Here is a 21696-nt window from a genome sequence, read left to right as displayed (position 1 = left end):
ACACCCGTGGGGCGGGTGAGGCAGTATGGCCCGCGATGCTCAGAGGATTCGTACACGTACTGGCTTGGTCGCTCGCCACGGGCGCGGCGGTCACGCTGTCGTGGTGGGGCGTCCACACGGTCATGACGGGTACGGCGTACGATCCGCCGCGCGCGCTGCCCATCACGGTGGGCACGGCGACGACGCAGAGAACGAAGCCGCTTGTCTCGCCGACGAGTCGGCTGTCGGCGAGCCCGAGTCCCTCCGCCCCGAAACCGACGACGAGTCCTCGGCCGTCCGCGACCGCGGCCCCCTCGAAGTCGCCCTCCGCCGACCCGAGTCCGGCCGCCTCCGGGCCGACTGGGCAGGTCAAGAGTTACGACACCGACGGGGGGCGGGCCGCGTTCGATCTCGGCGCGACCTCCGCGACGCTCGTCTCGGCGACGCCGGGGGCGGGGTGGTCGATGCAGGTGTGGAAGACGGAGACGTGGATTCGGGTGGAGTTCACTTCGGGGGCGGATCGGGTGTCGGTGTTCTGTACGTGGCACGACGGGCCGCCGAGGGTCGAGATCGGCACGTACTAGCCGCACCGGCTCTGCGGGTCGGGTGCGGGTGGTTCGTAGCTGGGCGCGCCCACCCGGCGGAGCCGCATATGTCACAGCCCCGCGCCCCTTTGGGGCGCGTCACACTCACCGGAACACAGAAGCCGGCGGGGCCGGGGATGCGACCGCTGTCGCGTCCAGCACCGGTATCGCTCCGCCGGTGAAGTCGGTGAGCTGCTTGCCGTGTTCGAGTCTGGCCGGGTGGGGGTCCGAGGCCGCTCGGCGGGTCAGTTCGGCCAGGGGCAGGGGGTGGTCGGAGGCCACGAGGACGGCGTTGCCGAAGCGTTTGCCGCGCAGGACCGTCGGGTCGGCGATGAGGGCGAGTTCGGGGAAGACGGTGGCGGCGGTGGCGATCTGGCCGCGCAGGTGGGCCAGCGGGGGCCCGTCGGCGAGGTTGGCGGCGTACAGGCCACCGGGTTTGACGGTTCTGCGGACGTCGGTGAGGAACTCGACCGAGGTCAGGTGGGCGGGTGTGCGGGCGCCGCTGAACACGTCCGCGATCACCAGGTCCGCCCAGCCGTCGGGGACCTTGGCTAGGCCTTCACGGGCGTCCAGGGAGCGCACCCGGATGCGGGCGTTCGGGTCCAGGGGGAGTTCGCGTCGGACCAGTTGGACGAGGGCCCCGTCGCGTTCGACGACCTGCTGGGTGGAGCGGGGGCGGGTCGCGGCGGTGTAGCGGGCCAGGGTGAAGGCGCCGCCGCCGAGGTGGACGGCGTGCACGGGCTTGCCGGGCGGGGCCACGAGGTCGATGACGTGGCCGAGGCGGCGCTGGTACTCGAAGCTCAGATGGGCGGGGTCGTCGAGGTCGACGTGGGACTGGGGCGCGCCGTCGATGAGGAGGGTCCAGGCGCGCGGGCGGTCCCGGTCGGGTATCAGCTCGGCGAGGCCGCCCTCGACCGTCTCGACGACGGCGTCGGCGGACGCCTGCCCGCGGCGCGCACCGCGCGACGCTTCACGTGCCGCGCCCCGCGCGTCGTCGGACCGCTTGTTCCTCGACCTTCCCACCCCGCCATTATCAGGGCGTACGGGGAGGTCGGGCCAGCGGCGGCCCGTGCGGGCGACCGGTCGGTGATCACCGCGTCAGCAACAGTTGTCCGCGGCCTCGATCAGCCGGGCCGCCTCGCCCAGCGCCGCCCGAAGGACGGCCGGGTCGGTCGCGAGATCCGCGTCACCGGGCGGCAGCAGCCAGTCCGAGCCCTCGACCGGGGGCGCGGGGGTCACCAGGCTGAGGCCGCGGCCGTTGGTCTGGGTGCAGGTGCTGCCCGGCACGTCCCAGGCGTCGGCGGTGCCGGGCGGCACCAGGAAGCCGAGGGTGTCGCAGCCGTCGTCGTGCAGGACGGGTCCGACAAAGTCGCAGGAGCCGCGGCGGAGGATGTCGACCGCCTCCAGCCCCTGACGCGCCGGAACGGTCACGAGGTCGCAGTCGGCGACCGGCTCCGGCGGGGCGCCGCACTCGGGGGACAGCCTGTGCTCGGCGGTCGACAGCGGCGTACGAAACTCGGTGCTCTCCATCCCGGCCTCCAACACGGAACCCCTCCTCCTGCACGAGCGGGTCGGGAGTTCGGGTGCGCTCCCGGTTCACAGGGCTCAACGCGTCAGAACGTCAACGGCTACGGCGTAACACAGCCGCAAAGGATGGCAGTTCATGGCAGATCGTGCATGAGATATCCGTTTTGTAGCCAAACGAAGCGTGTCGACACCGTCACAGCAGGTACGTTCTTGCTCCGCCGGGACGAGGCGACACACGGTACGACACGGACAACTCGCCTTGAGTCCGGCATGGTTCGACGGTTCGTAAGAGAGGGCCCGGCCATGGCGTCGTCAGCGGTGACCTCGTCCCAGTCCCCCCGGCCACCACGGCCGAATCTCGCCTTCCGGCGGCTGCGCGGACAGCGCTCGCCGGGCGAGTTCGCCGCGGCGGTGCGGAGGGCCGCGCGCGAGATCGGCGAGCGGGTCAGCTGTGACGCGCGCTACATCGGACGGGTGGAGGCAGGCGAGATCCGCTGCCCCAACTACGCCTACGAACGGGTGTTCTTGCACATGTTCCCCGGCCGCACGCTGACCGATCTGGGCTTCTCGCCCCGCTCGTCCGTACGCGGCCGGGGGGCGCGCGGCACGGACGAGGCGCCCCCTCCCCACACCACGAGCCCGACGTACGCCACTGGTGAGACGGAGGAGACGCACGAGACGTATGACACGCAGGACCCGTATGACACGCACGAGAACCACGAGGAGAGCGACGTGCAACGTCGCGCATTCATGACTGGAGGCACCGCCACCGTGGCGGCTGCCTCACTGGGCCCCTTCGGGGTCGCCTTCGGCGCTCCGGCCGCGGCCGCGGGCCGTCGTGGCCACCGGGTGGGGACGTCCGAGGCGGGCGCCCTCGAAGAGGCCGTCCGCCGGATCCGGCTGCTCGACGACCGGCACGGGGCCGACGGCCTCTACCGGCGGGCCGCCGCACCGCTGCGGACCGCCTACGAGCTGCTCGACGCGGGCACCACCCGGCAGACCACCGCCGACCGGCTGTACGCGGGGGCGGGTGAACTGGCGATCTCGGTCGGCTGGTTGGCACACGACTCCGGGCGCTTCGACGACGCGCGCTCGCACTACGCCGAGGCGCTGGCGACCGCCCGGATGGCCGGCGACCCGGCCCTCGAGGCGCACGCCTTCTGCAACACGGCGTTCCTGGCACGCGACGCGGGGCGCCCCCGCGAGGCCGTGCGCGCGGCGCAGGCGGCACAGCGCGCGGCGCGCCCGCTCGGCTCCCCGCGGCTGCTGTCGCTGCTCGCGCTGCGCGAGGCGGGCGGCTGGGCCGGACTCGCCGACCGCCCGGGGTGCGAGCAGGCACTCGTCCGCGCACAGACGCTCTTCGAGCGCGGCCCCTCGGAGACCGATCCCGAGTGGATGACCTTCTACGGAGAGGCCGAACTGGAGGGTCTGGAGGCGCAGTGCTGGTCGACGCTGGGCGACTGGACCCGCGCGGCCCGGCACGCCCGGCGCGCCGCGCATCTCCAGGACCCGCACTTCACCCGCAACATCGCCCTCTACACGGCCGAGCTCGCCGACGACCTCGCGCGCGGCGGCCGCCCCGACGAGGCCGCCGTCGCGGGTCTGCGCGTCCTCGACCTGCTGGGCGAGGTCCAGTCGTCGCGTATCCAGACCATGTTGGCGGGCACCGCGCGCGTACTGCTGCCGCACCGCCGGGCGTCGGGTGTGTCGGCGTTCCTCGAGCGCCACGCGAGTCTGCCGCGCATCGCGTGATCCCAGCCGCCGGCCGGTGCTTACGTGGTCAGGTGCCCGCAGTCGTTCCACGCCTCGATCGCGGGCTCTCCGTAAGCCCAGCCGAGCACCGACAGCGAGGTCGGGTTGAGGCGGATACGGGCCGCGAAGTCGAGCGGGAGGCCGAGCCAGCGGGCGCCGATCGAGCGCAGGATGTGCCCGTGCGCGAAGACCAGCACATCCCGGTCCTCCGCACGGGCCCACGCGACGACCTCGTCCGCGCGCGCCGTGACCTGATCCAGGGTCTCCCCCTCGGGGACACCGTCACGCCAGATGAACCAGCCCGGGCGGACCGCCTGGATCTCGGGCGGGGTCATGCCTTCGTACGCTCCGTAGTCCCACTCCATGAGCGTGTCCCAGGTGGTGGCACGCTCGCCGAAGCCGGCCAGTTCGCACGTCTCACGCGCGCGGGCCAGCGGACTGGTGCGCACCTCGACGCCGGGGAGCCCGTCGAAGGGCGCCCGGTGCAGTCGCTCCCCCAGCACCTTGGCGCCGCGTCGGCCCTCTTCCAGGAGCGGGATGTCGGTCCTGCCGGTGTGCTTGCCGGACAGTGACCACTCCGTCTGACCGTGCCGGGCCAGCAGGATGCGCGGTGCCATGGAGAGAAGCCTTTCCGGTTCGCGTGAAGGACGTACGGGACGAGGAGGAGACGCGGACCTGGGGGATGGGTGACTCCATCATCGCTCACCGGCTCGTCGGGCAACCCGGTGGCCGATCTCTGCGTCTTTGACGACCGGGGGCGCCTCCTTAGGCCGTTCACATACACCGTAAAATCGGATGGTCGCGTCACCGGACCGCAATCGGCTGGTCACGCAAGCAGCAACCACAGGTCACGCAAGCAGATGGGGGAGGGCGATCGGATGCCGCAGACCGATGCACGGCGAACCGAGGCGGCACCACGCGCCCGGCTCCGCCGGTGGACCGAGCTGCGGACCGCCGCCGCGTCCCACACCCGGCTGCGCTGGTGGACCGAGCTGCCACTGCTCGTGTTGGTGTACGCGTCGTACTCGGCGGGCCGGCTGCTCGCCCGGGGCGACACCCGCGACGCCGTCGACCACGGCCTCGAGATCCTGCGCATCGAGAAGGCCCTCCACCTCAACGCCGAGCACCCGCTGAACCGGTTGTTCACCCGCGAGGCCTGGCTCGGCGTCCCCGCCGACTTCTGGTACGCGTCGCTGCACTATCTGGTGACGCCCGCGATCCTCATCTGGCTCTTCCGCTCCCGGGCCATGCGCTACCGCGCCGCCCGTACCTGGCTGATGACCTCCACCCTGATCGGCCTCATCGGCTTCACGCTGCTGCCGACCTGCCCGCCCCGGCTGCTCTCCGCGGGCCACGGCTTCGTCGACACGATGGCCCAGTACAGCTCGTACGGCTGGTGGGGCGGCGAGGCGAGCGCACCGCGCGGCCTCGGCGGCATGACCAACCAGTACGCGGCGATGCCCAGCCTGCACGTGGGCTGGTCGCTGTGGTGCGGAGTGATGCTGTGGCGCCACGGCCGCACGCGCGTCGCCCGGCTCGCGGGCATCGCCTATCCGCTGATGACCACGATCGTCGTGATGGGCACCGCCAACCACTACTTCCTCGACGCGGTGGCGGGTGTCACGGTGATGGGAATCGGGCTGCTGCTGGCCCCGTACGTGATGCGGCTCGCGGACCGCGTGCGGGAGTCGCTGGGTGCCCGCATCCCGTGGGTCGCGGACGCTACGCGCGGCACGCGTTCCTCGATTGTCAGTGGTGGATGCCAGACTTCCGCGGGTGAGCGAATTCCCCGACAGCGCGAGTCCCTACCCGGGCCCGAAGCCGAACCGGGTGCCTCCCCCAAGGATGCCGGGGAAGGCGCTGCGACAGCGGCTCGCTGAGCTGCGCGGTCCCGCCGTACCGCCGAAGGCGCTGGACGCGCGGGCCCTCGCGGCGCTCGCCGCGAACCCCGGGTGCGAGCGGCGCGCCCTGCTGGACGGCGCGGGCGTCGACAAGGCGAAGCTGGCGGACGCGCTGGGCTCGCCGTCCGCCTTCGGCCAGTCCCAGTTCGCCTTCATGCGGGGGAACGCGTTCGAGGCGCGGGTCAAGGCCGACGGCGGCGCGGAGCTGCTGCGGCTGGTGCACGAGAAGCTGGACCCGGGCGCCGAGCCGCCCACGGCCGGTGTCGTCCCCGACCTGAGCGCGGTCGGCCCCGAGGGGCGCGCGGCCCGTACGGCGCTCGCTCTGCGCGAGGCCACCGCGGCCGGCGTCTGGACCCTGCTCGACCACCCCATGCTCGCCCTCGACGTCGCGGGCTCCCCCGCCTTCCTGGAGCCGGACGCCGTCGTCGTCCACCCCGACGGAAGCTGGACGGTCGTCGAGATCAAGTCCTTCCCGATGCTGGACGGCTCCGCGGACCCGGCGAAGGTGGGCGCCGCCGCCCGCCAGTCCGCGGTCTACGTGCTCGCCCTGGAGGAGGTCGCCGCGCACCTCGCCCAAGGCGGCGACCCCGCCCCCGAGGTCCGCCACCGGGTCCTGCTGGTCTGCCCCAAGGACTTCTCCAACCTGCCCACCGCGTCCGCCGTCGACATCCGCAAGCAGCGCGCGGTCACCCGCCGCCAGCTGGCCCGCCTCACACGCGTCGAGGACATCGCGGACACCCTCCCCGAGGGCACCTGCTTCGGCCCCGACCTCCCGGCCGCCGACCTGACGACCGCCGTCGAGTCCGTCCCCGCGGCGTACGCCCCCGAGTGCCTTGCCGCCTGTGAGCTCGCCTTCCACTGCCGTGACCGCTCCCGCGCCGAAGGCGTGGTGACGGCCCTGGGGCGTTCGCTCCGCTCCGAGCTGGGCGGGCTGACGACGATCGGTGAGGTCCTGGCCGCGGCCCACGGCGCGGCCGGGGACCCCGACGACCCGGCGGTCGCGGCCCTGCGCAGGGCCGCGACACTGCGGTCGGAGGCCCTGCGGGGGCGCGCGACGCCTCCCACCGGCCGGCCGGAGCTGCGCAGTGAAGACCTCCCGGAGGTGGCCCCTTGTCGCTGATCGCCACCCTCGCCCGGCTGGAGGCCGTCGAGAGCGGGCGGGCCCAGCCCCTCGCCACCGTGCGGCACCGGCATCTCACCGAGCGGCCCCTGGTGTTCGTACCGCTGACCACCGCGGGTGAGGCCGGGGCCCCGCTCGGGGCGCTGGTCGGCACGGACCGGGACGCGCCCCGCCTGCTGGTCGTGCCCCAGCCCCGGGACCGTGACCTGCGGTTCGCGTTCCTCGCGGAGCTGGCCGATGTCGTACTGCCGTACGTGGACACGTACGCGGACGTCGTCGAGGCGGCCGAGCGCAGCGAGACCGATCCCGAGACCGGCAAGCGCGTCAAGGTCGAGGTCGAACTGTGCGCGGACGCCCCGCAGCTGATCGTGCCGAGCCGCGCGGGCGTGGAGTTCGTACGGCTCCTCGGCCGCTCCACGCGCTTTCGGCGCACCGCGGAGCAGGAGCCGGAGGCACCCCATCCGGCGCCGCCCCGGGTGCCGTTGCTCGGGCGGTGGCTGACGCACTTCGGGGAGCGGGCCCGGGTGCCCGGATCGGCCCTGCTGCTCGCCCTCACCGACGTGCTGTCCCGGCACTGGGCGACCGGCCAGAGCAGCCTGGAGGACCAGCACCTGGGGGCGCTGCTCGCCTGGATCGACCCCCCGGAGGGCGCGTCGGGCGCGGAGGCCGCGCTGCGGGCCGAGTTGCGGCGGGACGCCCGGGGACAGCTCGTGTGCCCGCCCGCCGGGCCTGCCACCGACCCCGCCTTCGACAACAAACTGCTCGCTCCCGCCATCGAGCGCTACGACCGCGCGCGGACCGCCCTGGCCGGCGCCGAGGACGGCCTGGAGGCGGACGACCGGCTCGGTGAACTCACCGCCGCCGAGCACGAGATCCGCGCCCTCGTCGAGCAGGTCACCCGGCCCACCTGGGACGCGGTGTGGCGTGGCCTCGACCTGCTGCGGACGCTCCCCGAGGGCACCCACGCGACCGACCGGTGGACCCGCGACCGCTGGTCGTTCACCGGCCACCGCGACCGGATCACCGCGGGCGAGCCCCCGCAGCCGCGCCGTGACGACGCGGTCACCGCGGCGAACAAGCTGGCCACGCGCGAGCGCGAACAGGCCCGCCTGGACGCGCAGGAAGCCCTCGACGATCCGCTGGTCATGGCCGGGCGACGGCTGGTCGGCGAGGCCTTCGCTGGCGAGGTCACGGACGTCGTCATGGCGTACAGCGAGAGCAAGCGGCCCAGCCCCCGCCCCCTGGTGACCGTGCGCACGGACGACCGGCCGCACCTCGGGGAGCGGACGAAGGTGTACCGGTCGCTGGGCGGAAAGCCGCAGGCGGCCGAGTTCGTCGGGTACGAGGAGTCACCGGAGGGCGACGGGCAGGGCGACGGTCTGGTGGTCCTGCGGATCGTCGACAAGATGGGGCGCGGCAAGGAACCCGAGACGGGGTCCGTGCCGGAGAAGGGGGACCTCCTCTGCTTCACGCTCTTCGAGCACGAACAGCGGGGCGGCGCGAAGCTGCCCGACCCGGAGGAGACCCCGTGGACGCACGGCGGACCGCCGGGAGAGCCCGACGCAGTGCCGCAGCCGGACCCGATGACGGAGGAGGACCTCCTGTGACCACCGTCTTCGATCCCGGAGCCGCGGCCGGCCGCGCCACCGACGCGATCCTGCGCGACACCCTGCACGGCACGCACCGCGGAGTCGTGGTCGACTCGCCCCCGGGTGCCGGGAAATCCACCCTCGTCGTCCGCGCGGCGCTCGAACTCGCCTCCGCCGGGCGCCCGTTGATGGTCATCGCGCAGACCAACGCGCAGGTCGACGACCTGGTGCTGCGACTCGCCGAGAAGAACGCGGAGCTGCCGGTGGGACGCTTGCACAGCAGCGACCCCGACCCCTACGACAAGGCTCTGGACGACCTGCCGAACGTACGCAAGTCCGCCAAGGCCGGCGATCTGGCCGGGCTGGACGTGGTCGTGTCGACCGCCGCCAAGTGGGCCCACGTCAAGGGGATCGAGCCATGGCGGCACGCGATCGTCGACGAGGCCTACCAGATGCGGTCGGACGCGCTGCTGGCCGTGGCGGGGCTCTTCGAGCGGGCGCTGTTCGTCGGCGATCCCGGGCAGTTGGACCCGTTCGCGATCGTCGGCTCGGAGCAGTGGGCGGGGCTGTCGTACGACCCGTCGGCGTCCGCGGTGACGACCCTGCTGGCCCACAACCCCGAACTGCCGCAGCACCGCCTCCCGGTGTCGTGGCGGCTGCCGGCCTCGGCGGCGCCGCTGGTCTCGGACGCGTTCTACCCGTACACGCCGTTCCGCAGCGGCACCGGCCATGGTGACCGGCGGCTGAAGTTCGGTGTGGCGTCGGACGGTTCGGGTCCCGACCGGGTCATCGACGAGGCGGCGGAGGCGGGTTGGGGGCTGCTGGAGCTGCCGGCCCGGCACACGCCGCGTACGGACCCCGAGGCGGTACGGGCGGTGGCCCAGGTCGTACGACGGCTGCTGGACCGGGGCGGTGCGGCCACCTCGGAGCGGGCGGACGAACCGGTGCCGCTGACCGCCGACCGGATCGCCGTCGGCACGGCGCACCGGGATCAGGCGGCGGCCGTACGGGCGGCGCTCGCCGACCTCGGGGTCGCGGACGTCACCGTCGACACGGCGAATCGTCTCCAGGGGAGGGAGTTCGACGTCACCGTGGTGCTGCATCCGCTGTCCGGGCGGCCCGACGCGACCGCGTTCCACCTGGAGACGGGGCGGCTGTGCGTCCTCGCCTCGCGGCATCGGCACGCGTGCATCGTGGTGTGCCGGGCGGGAGTGACGGAGCTGCTGGACGACCATCCGTCGACGGAGCCGGTGCAGCTGGGGGTCACGGTGAAGTTCCCTGACGGCTGGGAGGCCAATCACGCGGTGCTGTCGCATTTGGCGGAGCATCGGGTGGTGTGGCGACCGTAGACCCGGGTTCGGCGGCCGTGGATCCACGTTTGGCGGCCGTAGATCCATGTTCGTCGGCCGTGGGTCCGGCTTGCACGGTTGTGCGGGTCAGCTCACACGGGTCTACTTGCGCGGGCGGGGGAGAATGGACGGTGGCCCACCCCCGAAGCGGGCCCCTGAACCGTACGAGGAGGAGAAGACATGGCGGAGCCCACGCCGCGTCGGAACGAACCGCGGCTACGCCCCGCGCCCCTGCTCTTCGAGCCCGCGGAGGCGGCCGGTGATCCGGAGCACTTCTTCGATCTCGAGTCGATCGACGATCCTCGGGCGCTGCTGGCGCGGGCCACGGAGCTGACGCTCGCGTTCCGTGCGGCGGCCGATCGGGCGCTCGAGTTCCAGGCGATCGCCGCCGCGCAGCTGGCTGATCCCCGGCGGTTCGATCGGCTTACGCCGGCCGCGATCGCGGAGCGGGCCGAGTGGACCGAGGACTACGCGAAGAAGATGGTCGAGTTCGGGCGGGATCTGTTGCGGGGGACCGAAGGGGAGGGGCGTGGGCTCGGACATGGGGTGGGCGACCATGCGTGAGCCGGTCGTTCCGGTGTGACCGCGGGGGTTTCTCGCCCCCGCCGCCCCTACCTGTCCCATCCCCACCTGGGGGCTCCGCCCCCAGACCCCGGGGTGCGTTTTCTGCCTGCGGGTCGGTGGGGGTGATCGCGCAGTTCCCCGCGCTCCCGAATACCTCCAGGCTGGCATATGCCAGGGGGCAAGATACTCCTCTCCCCTGCTCCCTGTCCTGGGTTCTCGCAACTCTCGGGGGCCGGATGCTTACCGACGGTAGATCTCATAGGCATGAGCAGCACACGGAATCCGGCAAGCTCCGCCGCCCCGTTGCCCGACCGGTTCGACGTCTGTGGCGTCACCCCGGACGGAGCCGCCTGGCTCGCCTCGGCAGGGACATATCCGCGCAGCACCCTCACCCTCTGGGAGGAACGCCCGAGCGCCCCGGTCGTCCTGCCCTGCGGCACCGCCTTCGACATCGTCAACACGCCCGCGATCTTCGGCCGACGGATGCTCGACCGGCTGTGGGACGAGGGGCCGGGCTCGGGCCCGGTGGCCGTGCACCATGGGCGGATGCTGCTGTTCAGCGCGCCGGGCACCACGCAGCGCCTGCCGTCGCTCCTGGAGTGGGAGGGGTGGGGGGCGGGTGAGTCGGGGGGATCCGGGCGCGTCGACGCCGTCCCTCCACTGCTCTGCCACGGCGTCGGCGACGCCGTGACCGTCCCCGCGCTGAGCCCCGTGGCCCACCTCACATCCCGCTGGCTGGTGGCCCCCGACACCCGGCATCCCTGGCTTCCGGGGCCCGAGATCCTGGCGTGGGCGGCCGTCCGGGCGGCCCGCACGGCCGCGTCCGCGGCGGTGCGGATATCGATTTTTCCTCCCGCCGATCAGGATGCTAAGGTCTACGATGTCAGCAGGCGCCGCTAGCTCAGTTGGTTAGAGCAGCTGACTCTTAATCAGCGGGTCCGGGGTTCGAGTCCCTGGCGGCGCACAGACGGTGAGAAGCCCCTCGCGCGAGCGGGGGGCTTCTTGCGTGCCCGGGCCCGGAGGCCCCACGCCGGCGCCGCAAGGGCGAGCAGGCTCAGCCTGTCGTGATCTTCACCGTCCACGCCCCGGACGCCGTCCGGTCCTCGACCTCGACGCGCACGTGCTCGCCGGGAACCGTGAAGCTCTCCCCGAGGCCGACCGGCGCGTCCGCCAGGGGCGGGTAGACCGAGTCGCCCCAGCAGGACTCGGAGTGCGGATGGGCGTCGATGACCTCGATCGGGCCGCCGCCGGAGTCGGTCTCGCTGCGGATGCGGTAGATCAGGACACCCTGGGTGCAGGTGGCGCCGTCGTTGCCCGTCGAGCTGCGTGCCTCGAAGGCCAGCGCGCTGTCGGGACCCGTACGGACGACCGCCAACTTGGTACCGCGACCGGAACCGAAGATGCGCGCCCCCGGGACCAAGGTGGGCAGGGCCAGGGCCGAGGCCCGCACCCGGGAGCCCGAGACGGCCGCCACCGGGCCGGAGGGGGCGACGGAGACGGACACTCCGGGGCCCGGGACGGACAGCTCCGAGCCCGGGGCGGACCCCCCGGAACCGGAAACCGACCCCCCGGAGCCCGGGGCGGACCCCCTGGAGCGTGGGGCGGACCCCCCGGAGCCCCGAACCGGTGCCGGGCCGGGCAGGGCGGCGGTGCTCGTCGCGGAAACCGGCGCCCCCGACGCCGCCGTCCCCGCCCCGCCCGTGACCGGCCCCGAGCCCAGCGGTTCCAACGTCAGCCTCGCGGTCCCGTGCTCCCGCAGGCACGCCACCTGGCGCGTCTCCAGCCAGCCGAGCTTCCACTTGTGCCAGCCGAACAGGTCGGGGGCGAGGCCGAACTGGCTGCCCATGAGGTCCCAGTCGCCGACGTAGGTGTCCCAGTCGCCCTTGCCGTCGGAGGGGCGGTGGTAGAGGTCGGGCAGGTCGAAGACGTGCCCCGTCTCATGGGCGAGGACGAGGCGGTCCGGCGGGTGCTTCTCGAAGACCGTGACGACGCGACGGATGTCCTTGCCGTCGGCCTCGATGGGGCTGTCGAGGTTGACGACCTTCGTCGCGTCGGAGTCGACGCCCGGCGCGTCCGGATCGGCCACGAAGTAGATGATGTCGTAGCGGGAGAAGTCGACCTGCCGGTCGGCCACGGCGACCGCGTCCCGGAGATAGGCGCCGCGCCGCGCGGCGTTCCAGTCGCGCTTCATGGCGTACGAGGTGGAGGCGTGCGGCATCTGGATCCAGTCGCGCTGCGGATGCGGGCGCAGCGTGAACTTGCCGTACGAGGCGCGCTCGAAGAACTGGCTGGTGGCCGGGAAGTAGTCGGCGGCCAGTTCGGCGGGCGTGATGCGGGGCCGGGAGTCCGGGAAGGACAGATAGACGAGCACCGCGTCGAGGGGGTGGGTGGGGCGGGGGTAGTCGGCGTTCCAGGTGTCCAGGCCCTCCGAGTGGTGGGCCTCGGTCCGCTTCAGGGCGCAGGGGGAGAAGAGGGGTTCGGCGAGTGCGGGGCCCGTGATCAGGGAGGTCGCGGCCAGCGCCGTCATGGAGGTGAACACAGCCGCGGTACTGCGCCAGCGCGGCGCGCTCAGACCGGCGAGAGCCCTCGGCGCGCCGAGAACCGTCGGGACGTCAGGAACCCGCGGCACGTCACGGGTTCGACCCTGCCGAGCCTCTCGGGCGAGACCCCTCAGGGGGCGCTGACGCGGCACGTCGACCTCCGGATGCGGTTTTCGGGACACCGCACCCAGCTTGTGTGGGTTAGTAGCACTTCGCCCTGTTTGCCTGCGCCGGAAGAGTGAGCGGCCGCGCAGAGCCGAAACCCCGAACGACACCCCGAACACTCACGGAACGTCATATGTGATCGCTGGACGCAGGAACCGGTCCAGAAGCAGGCAGAAACGATCTGTCAGAACCGGTGGTTGTTCCGGGACACTGGACTGTGGCTGGAAGGCTCCGGAACCAGCCTCTATGATCGGCACACTTTCCTGCACGGACACGGCTTGTTCGGCCGTCCAGCACCGGCCGACCACCCGAGAGACCCATACGAAGAACGAGTGCACTGCGGGAGCGAGCGGTGAGCGGAACGTCCGAAGGGCCGACGCCCGCGGCAGATCTCATCCGGTCGGCCGTCACAGAGCGTCACATCGACACATCTCCGCGTACGTCTCCTCGTACGTACGCCGGGGTGCCTCCCAGCGCATCCGTCTCCGCCGTTTCACCCCCCGGCGCATCCCCTCGCACCGGAGCCTCTCCCGGCACGTACGCCCCGGCGGAAACACACCTCGGCACCCTCGACATCCCCGAGTCCACCCTCGACGCGCCCGGGTTCGTCCCCGACACGCCCGAGGCCGTCCCCGACGCGGCGCCCGTCCCGTCCGCCGGCGCATCGGCATCTCCCGGTGCCTTCCGTGCCGCCTTCGGCGCCGCGCCCCTTCCGATGGCCGTGGTCGACCGCGAGGGTCTGGTCGTCATCGCCAACGAGTCGCTCGGCGCGCTGCTCGGCACGGGACCGGGCGCGCTCGTGGGGCGGGTCGCGGCGGATCTGGTGGATCTGGCCTCCGAGGCCCGCACCTGGCACGCGTACCGCGAGGTCCTGCGTGGCCGACAGGCCCGGCTGCGCTGCGCGCGCCGCCTCAAGCATCCCGACGGGCACTCGCTCTGGGTGCAGGTGACGGTCGCGCCGCTGCCCGCGCAGGAGGAGGCGGTACTGGTGTCCATCGCGGACATCAGCGCCCGCCGTGAACTCCAGGCACGGCTGCGGCACTTGCAGATGCACGACCCGGTGACCCGGCTGCCCAACCGCACGCTGTTCTTCGAGCGGCTCTCGTCCGCCCTGGAGGCGGAGGCGTACGAAGAGGGCGGCACCGGCCGGATCGGGCTCTGCTATCTGGACCTGGACGGGTTCAAGGCGGTCAACGACACGCTCGGCCACCGGGTCGGCGACCGGTTGCTGGCGGCCGTCGCCGAACGGCTCACGCGCTGCGCCGACGAGGCGGGTTACGCCCGGGGCGCCACTCCCCTGGTGGCCCGGCTGGGCGGCGACGAGTTCGCGCTCCTGGTCGAGGACTCCACGGGGACGGACCAGTTGGCCGAGCTCGCCGAGTCCGTCCTGAAGTCACTGCAGACGCCCTTCGACCTCTCCGGCCAGCGGCTGTCGGTCTCCGCGTCGATCGGGGTCGTCGAGCGGCGCGCCGCCGGGACGTCCGCGACCCATCTGATGCAGGCCGCGGACACCACGCTGTACTGGGCGAAGGCCGACGGCAAGGGCCGCTGGACGCTCTTCGACCCGGAGCGCAACGCCCACCGGATGACCCGTCAGGCGCTCTCCTCCACCCTCCGGGCGGCGATCGAGCGGAACGAATTCGCCCTGGAGTACCAGCCCTTGGTGGGCATGGAGGACGGCGGGGTGCGCGGGGTCGAGGCACTGGTCCGCTGGAACCATCCACAGTTCGGCACGCTGACGCCGAATCGGTTCATCGGACTGGCCGAGGAAGACGGTTCGATCGTGCAGCTCGGCCGGTGGGTACTGGCCACCGCGTGCCGCCAGGCGCGCCGTTGGCAGCTGGACCACCCGGACGCGGTGCCGATCTTCGTCAGCGTCAATGTCGCCGTACGGCAGGTGTGGGACTCCGACCTGGTCGCCGACGTGGCGGAGATCCTCACGGAGACGGGTCTCGCCCCGCGTCTGCTCCAGTTGGAGCTGACGGAATCGGCGGTGATGGGCTCGGCGGGCCGGCCCCTGCAGGCGCTGCAGGCCCTCAGCGACATGGGCGTCCGCATCGCCATCGACGACTTCGGCACCGGCTACTCCAACCTCGCCTACCTCAGCCGCCTGCCAGTCTCCGTCCTGAAACTGGACGGCTCCTTCGTCCGCGGCTTCCAGTACGAGGGGCCCGACGGCGGTGCCGACGGCGCCCACCCCAACCCCGCCGACGAGGTCATCGTCGAGGCCCTCATCCAACTCGCGCACCGGCTCGGCCTGACGGTCACCGCCGAATGCGTGGAGACCGCCTCCCAGGCCACCCGGCTGCGCGGGATCGGCTGCGACACCGGGCAGGGCTGGCTGTACTCCCGCCCGGTGGCGCCGGATCGTATCTCCGCCCTCTTGACGGCGAAGTCCTGACCGCGAGCGGCCGCTATCCGGCCTTCGGCAGCCCGTAGGCGTCCGCGATCAGTTCGTAGGAGCGCAGGCGTACGTCGCCGCCGTGGGCGTTGCCCGTGAGCATCAGCTCGTCGGCGCCGGTGCGCTTGTGGAGGTCGTCGAGGCCGGCGCGGACCTCGTCCGCGGTGCCGTGGATGACGTTGGCGTTCCAGGAGTCGACGAACTCCCGCTCCATCGGGCTGAAGTCGTACGCCTCCGCCTCCTCGGGGGTCGGGACGAGACCCGGGCGGCCGGTGCGCAGCCGGACCATGTTCAAAGCGGCGGCCCTGACCTGGCGGCGGGCCTCCTTCTCGTCGTCCGTGGCGAGGGCGGAGACGCCGATCAGGGCGTAGGGGGCGTCCAGCACGGCGCTCGGCCGGAAGGACTCGCGGTAGAGGTCCAGCGCCGGGATCGTGTTCTGGGCCGAGAAGTGGTGCGCGAAGGCGAAGGGCAGGCCGAGGACGCCGGCCAGGCGGGCGCTGAAACCGGAGGAACCCAGCAGCCAGATCGGGGGGCGGTGCGGGGACTGCACGCCGCCCGGGGAGGTCGACTGGACGGGGCCCGGGACCGCGTGGATACGGGCGTAGGGGTGGCCGTCCGGGAAGTCGTCGTCCAGGAAGCGGGTCAGCTCCGCGAGCTGCTCGGGGAAGTCGTCGGCGCCCTCATGGAGGCGCTCGGTGCGGCGGAGGGCGGCGGCCGTGGCGCCATCCGTGCCGGGGGCCCGGCCCAGGCCCAGGTCCACTCGGCCCGGGGCCATGGCTTCCAGCGTGCCGAACTGCTCCGCGATCACCAGGGGGGCGTGGTTCGGGAGCATGACGCCGCCCGAGCCCAGGCGGATGCGGGTCGTGTGGGCGGCGAGGTGGGCGAGGATCACCGCGGGTGAGGACGAGGCCACGCCCGGCATGGAGTGGTGTTCGGCGACCCAGTAGCGGTGGAAGCCGCGGGACTCCGCGAGGCGGGAGATGGCGACGCTGGTGCGCAGGGCGTCGCTCGCGGTGCGGCCGGCGCCGACGGTGACCAGGTCCAGTACGGAGAGGGGTGCGGGCGCGGTGCCTTGTGCGGTGCCTCGGATCTCGTCCGTGTCGTCCACCGGGGTGCCTCCTGTTGCGTACGTGTTGCTGTCCTCAGGGCGCCAACAGGAGACAGTCCCCGGTTATTCCCGCCCCCGCCGCCCCTACCCGTCCCATCCTTCGGGGGCTCCGCCCCAGACCCCGCCAGGGGCGCTGCGCCCCCTGGACCCCCGCATCGCCCGAAGGGCTCGTCCTCACACGCCGGACGGGCTGGAGGTGCGGGCCGGCCGGGGTGGGTGGGGCCATCGGCCTCCGACCTCGTCCTCGAACGCCGGACCGCCTGGAGGTGCGGGCCGGCCGGGGTGGGTGGGGCATCGGCCCCCAGCCTCGTCCTCACACGCCGGACGCACTGAAGACCCGGGCCAGGCGGAGGCTTTTAGGGGGCGCGGGGAACTGCGCGACCAGCCCCCACCCACCCGCAGGGCGAAGAGCACACCCCGGAGGGCTTACATCTGGATGATGGGTGCCTTTGTGAAGAGGGTGCCGAGGGTGGGGGCGTTCACCTTGCGGCCGGCGAGGCGTAGGGCCTCCCAGACCGTGACCTGGTTGGCGGTGAGGACCGGCTTGGAGAGGGCCTTCTCCAGGGCCGGGAGGTGCGCCGCCGTGTGGAGGGCCGTGTCGGGGAGAAGGACGACGTCGGCGTCGGGACGGTCGCCGGCCCGGGCCACCGCCAGGATCTCCGCCTCGCCCCACGTCCCGACCTCCGCCGCCGTGACGATCCCGGAGGCCCTGGTCGACACGACCTCCACCCCCGCCTCCCGAAGAAACGCGGCGAAGAGGTCCGCCACGTCCTGCGGATACGTGGCCGCGATCGCGACCCTCCGGGCCCCGATCTCCCTGACGGCGTGCGCGAACGCGAAGGACGTGGAGGACGCGGGCAGCCCGGCCGCCCGGGCCAGCGCGCGCACCTGCTCGTGGGCCCCCTCCCAGCCGTACACGAAGCTGCCGCTGGTGCACGCCCAGACGACCGCCTCCGCGCCGGACAGCCGCAGCTGCTCGACGCCCGCCGCGAGCCGGGCCGCCGAGCCCATCTCGCGCAGCGCGTCGACCCGGTGGGCGTCCTCCCCGATGTCCGTGTGGACCAGTTGGAGGCGGACGTCGCTGCCCAGGAGCTGTTCGATGCGCGGGTAGTCGTCCTCGGCCGAGTGACCCGGGTAGAGGAATCCGAGTGCGGTCATGCCCAACCTTCCTGTTCTTCCGGCAGTACAGGTCCCCCGCGGGCGGCCCTGTCGATCAGCCGCTGATAGGGGCCCACCGCCCGGGTACCCAGGTGACGCAGCGCCGCCCACATCGTCACCTGGTTGGCTGAGATCACCGGTATGCGCAGCTCCGCCTCCAGCTGGGGGATGACGTCGTACGTCGGAAGGTTGGTGCAGCTGATGAAGAGGGCGTCGGCCCCTTTGCCCCGCATCGCGCGGCGGGCCATGTCGACCACATCACGGTACGGGACTTTCCAGATGTGCCTGGTCAGGCCCATGAAGGCGCGCCCGATGACGTGCACGCCCGCCTCGGCGAGGTACTCCTCCAGGGACTGGGTGACCGAGACCGTGTAGGGGGTGACGAGAGCGATCCGGTGGGCGGCCAGCTCGGTGAGCGCCTCCAGCAGTGCGCCGGAGGTGGTCAGGGACGCCACCTCCCCCGCCCTCGCCATCGCCTCGCACATCACCCGCTCGCCCGCGACACCGCCCACGAAACTGCCGGAGGTGCACGCGTACGCCACGACCTCGGGCGCGACCGCGTTCAGCGCGCGCACCGCGTCGCCGAGCGTCTCGTGCTCGGAGACCAGGCGGGCCAGGTCCAGGCTGACCTCGACCGGTACGAACGGGGTGCGGGTCAGGTGCAGGGAGACGTCGTCGGGGACCCAGCGCCACAGCTCGCGGTCGAGGGCGAAGTCGAAGGGGGCGACGACGCCGATCCCGCGCTGCGGGCGGGGGCCGCCGAGAAAGGAGACATCCATGGCAGCACCGGCCTCACGAAGGGAGACGAAGGGGCAACGGACCGTGTGTGCGTCCGTGTTGACGAAGGTAGGTTCGGGTGCGAGCGTGGTCAATCCGCGCATCTCAGACGGCTCCGGCCGCCCCCGCCCCGCAGGCTCGTCCACCCAGGAACCCGGAAACCCGGAAACCCGGAACCTCAGGAACTCAGGCACTCAAGCACTCTCAGGAACTCTCAGGCACTCTCAGGAAAGCGGACTCGCATTGCGAAACGGTTTCCCCCGAACACCGCGCCCGGTGTCCCGCACCACCACCCTCCTCGTCCTGGACGCCGAGCCGCTCCCCCGCCTCGGCAGACTCACCGGCCGGGTGCGGATCGAGCACGCCGACGAGTCGACGCTGGCCGAGCGGCTGCCGCACGCGGACGTACTGCTGGTCTGGGACTTCGGCTCGCACGCGGTGCGCCGCGCCTGGCCCGGTGAGGGTCCCAGGCCGCGCTGGGTTCACACGGCGAGCGCGGGCGTCGACCACCTCATGTGCCCCGAACTCGCCGCGTCCGACACGGTGGTGACCAACGCGCGCGGCATCTTCGACCGGCCGATCGCCGAGTACGTCGCCGCGCTGGTCCTCGCGATGGCCAAGGACCTGCCGAGGACATGGGATCTGCAGCGGCAGCGGGAGTGGCGGCACCGGGAGTCGCAGCGGGTGGCGGGCACACGCGCGTGTGTGGTGGGTTCCGGGCCGATCGGACGGGCGATCGTCAAGACGCTCAAGGCACTTGAGGTGACGACGGCCCTGGTGGGGCGTACCGCGCGCACCGGGATCCACGGGCCCGAGGAGCTCGACCGGCTGATGGCGCGCGCCGACTGGGTGGTGTCGGCGGCGCCGCTCACCGAGGCGACGTACGGCATGTTCGACGCGCGGCGCTTCGGGATGATGCAGCCTTCGGCGCGCTTCGTCAACGTCGGCCGGGGGCAGTTGGTCATCGAGGACGCGCTCGCCGAGGCGTTGTCGAAGCGGTGGATCGCGGGCGCGGCCCTCGATGTCTTCGAGCACGAGCCGCTCGGCCCGGACAGCCCGCTGTGGGGCGTCCCCGGGCTGATCGTGTCGCCGCACATGAGCGGGGACACGGTCGGCTGGCGGGACGAACTCGGGGCGCAGTTCGTGGAGATGTACGAGCGCTGGGAGGCGGGCAGACCGCTGCCGAACGTGGTCGACAAGAAGCGCGGATACGTACCGGGACACTGAGACTTCCCCGACTTCCTCTGGAGGGGCCGATGCCGGAACTCGTCGAGCTGACCGCGGTACAACTCCTCGACGGCTACCGCAAGGGCGAGTTCAGCCCCGTGGACGCCACGCGGGCGGCGTTGCGCAGGGCCGAGGAGAGCGGGCCGGACGTGAACGCGTTCGTGCGTCTCGACGCGGAGGTGGCCCTCGCGCGGGCGGCACAGTCCGCGGACCGCTGGCGGCGGGGTGAGCCGGCGGGGCTGCTGGACGGCGTTCCGGTCTCCGTCAAGGACATCCTGCTGCTGCGTGGTGGTCCGACCCTGCGCGGCTCCAGGACCGTTGACCCACGCGGGAGTTGGGGTGAGGACGCGCCGTCCGTCGCCCGGCTGCGCGAGCACGGGGCGGTGTTCCTCGGGAAGACGACGACACCCGAGTTCGGCTGGAAGGGCGTCACGGATTCGCCGCTGTCGGGGGTCACCCGCAATCCGTACGACGTCACGCGCACGGCGGGCGGCTCCAGTGGCGGCAGCGCGGCGGCGGTCGCGCTCGGTGCGGGGCCGCTGGCGCTGGGCACGGACGGTGGCGGCAGTGTGCGCATCCCGGCCGCGTTCTGCGGGATCTTCGGTCTGAAGCCGACGTACGGGAGGGTGCCGCTGTACCCCGCGAGCGCGTTCGGGACGCTCTCGCACGTGGGGCCGATGACACGGGACGCGGCCGACGCGGCGCTGATGATGGACGTGATCAGCGGGCCGGACGCCCGTGACTGGTCGGCGCTCGGGCCGGTGGACGGGTCCTTCGTCGACGCGCTGGAGGGCGGGGTGCGGGGGCTGCGGGTCGCGTACTCGCCGTCCCTCGGCGGGCAGGTCCCGGTCCAGCCGGCCGTCGCGGCGGCGGTACGGCGGGCGGTGGAGCGGCTCGCGGGGCTCGGCGCGTACGTCACCGAGGCGGACCCCGATCTCACCGACCCGGTGGAGGCCTTCCACGTCCTGTGGTTCGGGGGTGCGGCCCGGGTGGCCCAGCGGCTCGGGCCGCGGCAGCGGGAGTCGCTGGATCCGGGGCTGCGGGAGATCTGCGCGCAGGGCGCGCGGTTCGGCGCGCTGGACTATCTGGCCGCGGTGGACGTCCGGATGGACCTCGGGCGGCGGATGGGCCGCTTCCACGAGTCGTACGACGTGCTGGTGACACCGACCCTGCCGCTGACGGCGTTCGCGGCGGGGGTGGAGGTCCCGCCGGGCTCCGGCCACCGCCGCTGGACGGGGTGGACCCCGTTCACGTACCCCTTCAACATGACCCAGCAGCCCGCCGCGAGTGTCCCGGTCGGCACGGACGGCGACGGCCTCCCGGTCGGTCTGCAACTCGTCGCCGCCCGCCACCGCGACGACCTCGTCCTGCGCACGGCGCACACGCTGTACGAGACGGGCGTCGCGGGCATCGCACCGCCGGGCCTCACGCCCTGCGGAAGCTGAGCGTCTCCCCCAGGGCGCCCGAGCGCCAGAGGTCGTTGCAGGCCTCGGCCATCGCGTCCAGGCCCTCGGTCACCTGGCCCCAGACGATGCCCGGGACCCAGCCCACGTCCCCGTTGAGCAGCAGGTTGTTGCGTTCGTAGAAGAGGGCCAGGTCGACGACCGTGGTGCCGGGGCGTACGTCGGTGTCGTAGCCGTAGGCCTTGGTGCCCAGTTCCGTACCCGCGAAGGCGAAATAGCAGAGGTCTCCGGGAATGGGCGTGACTGTCGGATTTTCCAGCGGTGGCTCCGATTTCGCGAAAGGCGGGAAAAGGGCGTAGATCTCATTGCGCGCGTATTTCGCGTGGTAGACGTCGCCGCCCAGGGGAAGCGCGTCCCACACCGCCGCGCAGGTGATCGGCGCCCGGTCGTCGAGCAGTTTCGCCGTGCAGTGGACCCCTCGCTCGACCAGCGAGATCTCGATGAATCGATCAGCCATGCGTTCCATGGTCTCCCCGGAGTCAAGGGCGCCTC

Annotated in this window: 19 protein-coding genes and 1 tRNA gene; 12 read left to right on the top strand and 8 right to left on the bottom strand. The window is 72.6% G+C overall.

Annotation, left to right across the window (positions count from 1 at the left end; genetic code table 11):
- Positions 1 to 35: 35 nt before the first annotated feature.
- Positions 36 to 563, top strand: coding sequence for a hypothetical protein (locus OG819_RS19170; protein ID WP_266652741.1), 528 nt, complete (start codon positions 36 to 38; stop codon positions 561 to 563).
- A gap of 105 nt (positions 564 to 668) precedes the next feature.
- Here the strand turns inward: OG819_RS19170 and OG819_RS19165 are convergent, their stop codons facing one another.
- Both OG819_RS19165 and OG819_RS19160 read right to left on the bottom strand, forming a co-directional pair.
- Positions 669 to 1586 (bottom strand): spermidine synthase, encoded by a 918-nt coding sequence (locus OG819_RS19165; RefSeq protein ID WP_266624908.1) that lies wholly within the window; start codon positions 1584 to 1586, stop codon positions 669 to 671.
- A 75-nt stretch (positions 1587 to 1661) separates the two neighbouring features.
- Positions 1662 to 2093, bottom strand: coding sequence for a hypothetical protein (locus OG819_RS19160; RefSeq protein WP_266624909.1), 432 nt, complete (start codon positions 2091 to 2093; stop codon positions 1662 to 1664).
- A gap of 300 nt (positions 2094 to 2393) precedes the next feature.
- Between OG819_RS19160 and OG819_RS19155 the strand changes: the two genes are divergently transcribed.
- Positions 2394 to 3842 carry a hypothetical protein gene (locus OG819_RS19155; RefSeq protein ID WP_266650553.1) on the top strand — a complete coding sequence of 483 codons (1449 nt, stop codon included), beginning with the start codon at positions 2394 to 2396 and terminating at the stop codon, positions 3840 to 3842.
- Positions 3843 to 3862: 20 nt separating this feature from the next.
- Here OG819_RS19155 and OG819_RS19150 read toward each other — a convergent pair whose 3' ends face one another.
- Positions 3863 to 4459 (bottom strand): histidine phosphatase family protein, encoded by a 597-nt coding sequence (locus tag OG819_RS19150; protein ID WP_266650551.1) that lies wholly within the window; start codon positions 4457 to 4459, stop codon positions 3863 to 3865.
- Between the two features lie 261 nt (positions 4460 to 4720).
- On the opposite strand from OG819_RS19150, the gene OG819_RS19145 reads away from it, so the two are divergent.
- The 7 genes from OG819_RS19145 (at position 4721) to OG819_RS19115 (ending at position 11329) form a co-directional block, all read left to right on the top strand.
- Positions 4721 to 5722, top strand: a complete 1002-nt coding sequence (locus tag OG819_RS19145; RefSeq protein WP_266650549.1) for a phosphatase PAP2 family protein — start codon at positions 4721 to 4723, stop codon at positions 5720 to 5722.
- Positions 5673 to 6863, top strand: coding sequence for a hypothetical protein (locus OG819_RS19140; protein ID WP_266652739.1), 1191 nt, complete (start codon positions 5673 to 5675; stop codon positions 6861 to 6863). Before OG819_RS19145 ends, OG819_RS19140 begins: the two co-directional genes overlap by 50 nt.
- The gene (locus OG819_RS19135) at positions 6854 to 8470 is read left to right on the top strand and encodes a hypothetical protein (protein WP_266650547.1); all 1617 of its coding nucleotides are present in this window, start codon (positions 6854 to 6856) and stop codon (positions 8468 to 8470) included. Before OG819_RS19140 ends, OG819_RS19135 begins: the two co-directional genes overlap by 10 nt.
- Positions 8467 to 9801, top strand: a complete 1335-nt coding sequence (locus OG819_RS19130; protein WP_266650545.1) for an AAA domain-containing protein — start codon at positions 8467 to 8469, stop codon at positions 9799 to 9801. The genes OG819_RS19135 and OG819_RS19130 overlap by 4 nt, the downstream gene beginning before the upstream one ends.
- A 180-nt stretch (positions 9802 to 9981) precedes the next feature.
- Positions 9982 to 10365 carry a hypothetical protein gene (locus tag OG819_RS19125; protein ID WP_266624914.1) on the top strand — a complete coding sequence of 128 codons (384 nt, stop codon included), beginning with the start codon at positions 9982 to 9984 and terminating at the stop codon, positions 10363 to 10365.
- A 264-nt stretch (positions 10366 to 10629) separates the two neighbouring features.
- Positions 10630 to 11265, top strand: a complete 636-nt coding sequence (locus tag OG819_RS19120) for a bifunctional DNA primase/polymerase (RefSeq protein ID WP_266624915.1) — start codon at positions 10630 to 10632, stop codon at positions 11263 to 11265.
- Positions 11256 to 11329: transfer RNA gene (locus OG819_RS19115), tRNA-Lys, on the top strand. The genes OG819_RS19120 and OG819_RS19115 overlap by 10 nt, the downstream gene beginning before the upstream one ends.
- 90 nt (positions 11330 to 11419) lie before the next feature.
- Here OG819_RS19115 and OG819_RS19110 read toward each other — a convergent pair.
- Complete coding sequence (locus OG819_RS19110; protein WP_266650543.1) at positions 11420 to 12892, bottom strand: M6 family metalloprotease domain-containing protein; 1473 nt, start codon at positions 12890 to 12892, stop codon at positions 11420 to 11422.
- Between the two features lie 530 nt (positions 12893 to 13422).
- On the opposite strand from OG819_RS19110, the gene OG819_RS19105 reads away from it, so the two are divergent.
- A complete protein-coding gene (locus OG819_RS19105) occupies positions 13423 to 15471 on the top strand; it encodes an EAL domain-containing protein (RefSeq protein ID WP_266650541.1) in 2049 nt (682 codons plus the stop codon).
- Positions 15472 to 15484: 13 nt separating this feature from the next.
- Here the strand turns inward: OG819_RS19105 and OG819_RS19100 are convergent, their stop codons facing one another.
- The 3 genes from OG819_RS19100 to OG819_RS19090 all read right to left on the bottom strand — a co-directional run bounded on the left by OG819_RS19100 (position 15485) and on the right by OG819_RS19090 (position 18516).
- Entirely contained in the window at positions 15485 to 16579 is a 1095-nt protein-coding gene (locus OG819_RS19100) for an LLM class flavin-dependent oxidoreductase (RefSeq protein ID WP_266624918.1), read from the bottom strand.
- 426 nt (positions 16580 to 17005) lie between these two features.
- Complete coding sequence (locus tag OG819_RS19095; protein WP_266650539.1) at positions 17006 to 17737, bottom strand: aspartate/glutamate racemase family protein; 732 nt, start codon at positions 17735 to 17737, stop codon at positions 17006 to 17008.
- Positions 17734 to 18516: an aspartate/glutamate racemase family protein gene (locus tag OG819_RS19090; RefSeq protein WP_266650537.1), complete on the bottom strand. Its 783-nt coding sequence runs from the start codon at positions 18514 to 18516 to the stop codon at positions 17734 to 17736. The genes OG819_RS19095 and OG819_RS19090 overlap by 4 nt, the downstream gene beginning before the upstream one ends.
- Before the next feature lie 274 nt (positions 18517 to 18790).
- Between OG819_RS19090 and OG819_RS19085 the strand changes: the two genes are divergently transcribed.
- Positions 18791 to 19741, top strand: coding sequence for a D-2-hydroxyacid dehydrogenase (locus OG819_RS19085; RefSeq protein ID WP_266624920.1), 951 nt, complete (start codon positions 18791 to 18793; stop codon positions 19739 to 19741).
- Between the two features lie 29 nt (positions 19742 to 19770).
- The gene (locus OG819_RS19080; protein WP_266650535.1) at positions 19771 to 21186 is read left to right on the top strand and encodes an amidase; all 1416 of its coding nucleotides are present in this window, start codon (positions 19771 to 19773) and stop codon (positions 21184 to 21186) included.
- On the opposite strand, the gene OG819_RS19075 is transcribed toward OG819_RS19080, so the two are convergent.
- Positions 21167 to 21661, bottom strand: coding sequence for a DUF3830 family protein (locus tag OG819_RS19075; protein WP_266650533.1), 495 nt, complete (start codon positions 21659 to 21661; stop codon positions 21167 to 21169). The two genes, OG819_RS19080 and OG819_RS19075, sit on opposite strands and share 20 nt — an antisense overlap.
- Positions 21662 to 21696: the final 35 nt, after the last annotated feature.

The organism is Streptomyces sp. NBC_01549 (genome assembly GCF_026339955.1).
Taxonomy (GTDB): Bacteria; Actinomycetota; Actinomycetes; order Streptomycetales; family Streptomycetaceae; genus Streptomyces.
This window is presented reverse-complemented; position numbering and strand designations above follow the sequence as displayed.

Excerpts from the sequence above, each read along its gene's own strand:
- OG819_RS19170 (WP_266652741.1), top strand. The coding sequence starts at position 36 with ATGCTCAGAGGATTCGTACACGTACTGGCTTGGTCGCTCGCCACGGGC.
- OG819_RS19160 (WP_266624909.1), bottom strand. The coding sequence starts at position 2,093 with ATGGAGAGCACCGAGTTTCGTACGCCGCTGTCGACCGCCGAGCACAGG.
- OG819_RS19155 (WP_266650553.1), top strand. The coding sequence starts at position 2,394 with ATGGCGTCGTCAGCGGTGACCTCGTCCCAGTCCCCCCGGCCACCACGG.
- OG819_RS19150 (WP_266650551.1), bottom strand. The coding sequence starts at position 4,459 with ATGGCACCGCGCATCCTGCTGGCCCGGCACGGTCAGACGGAGTGGTCA.
- OG819_RS19145 (WP_266650549.1), top strand. The coding sequence starts at position 4,721 with ATGCCGCAGACCGATGCACGGCGAACCGAGGCGGCACCACGCGCCCGG.
- OG819_RS19125 (WP_266624914.1), top strand. The coding sequence starts at position 9,982 with ATGGCGGAGCCCACGCCGCGTCGGAACGAACCGCGGCTACGCCCCGCG.
- OG819_RS19120 (WP_266624915.1), top strand. The coding sequence starts at position 10,630 with ATGAGCAGCACACGGAATCCGGCAAGCTCCGCCGCCCCGTTGCCCGAC.
- OG819_RS19110 (WP_266650543.1), bottom strand. The coding sequence starts at position 12,892 with ATGACGGCGCTGGCCGCGACCTCCCTGATCACGGGCCCCGCACTCGCC.
- OG819_RS19095 (WP_266650539.1), bottom strand. The coding sequence starts at position 17,737 with ATGACCGCACTCGGATTCCTCTACCCGGGTCACTCGGCCGAGGACGAC.
- OG819_RS19090 (WP_266650537.1), bottom strand. The coding sequence starts at position 18,516 with ATGGATGTCTCCTTTCTCGGCGGCCCCCGCCCGCAGCGCGGGATCGGC.
- OG819_RS19080 (WP_266650535.1), top strand. The coding sequence starts at position 19,771 with ATGCCGGAACTCGTCGAGCTGACCGCGGTACAACTCCTCGACGGCTAC.
- OG819_RS19075 (WP_266650533.1), bottom strand. The coding sequence starts at position 21,661 with ATGGCTGATCGATTCATCGAGATCTCGCTGGTCGAGCGAGGGGTCCAC.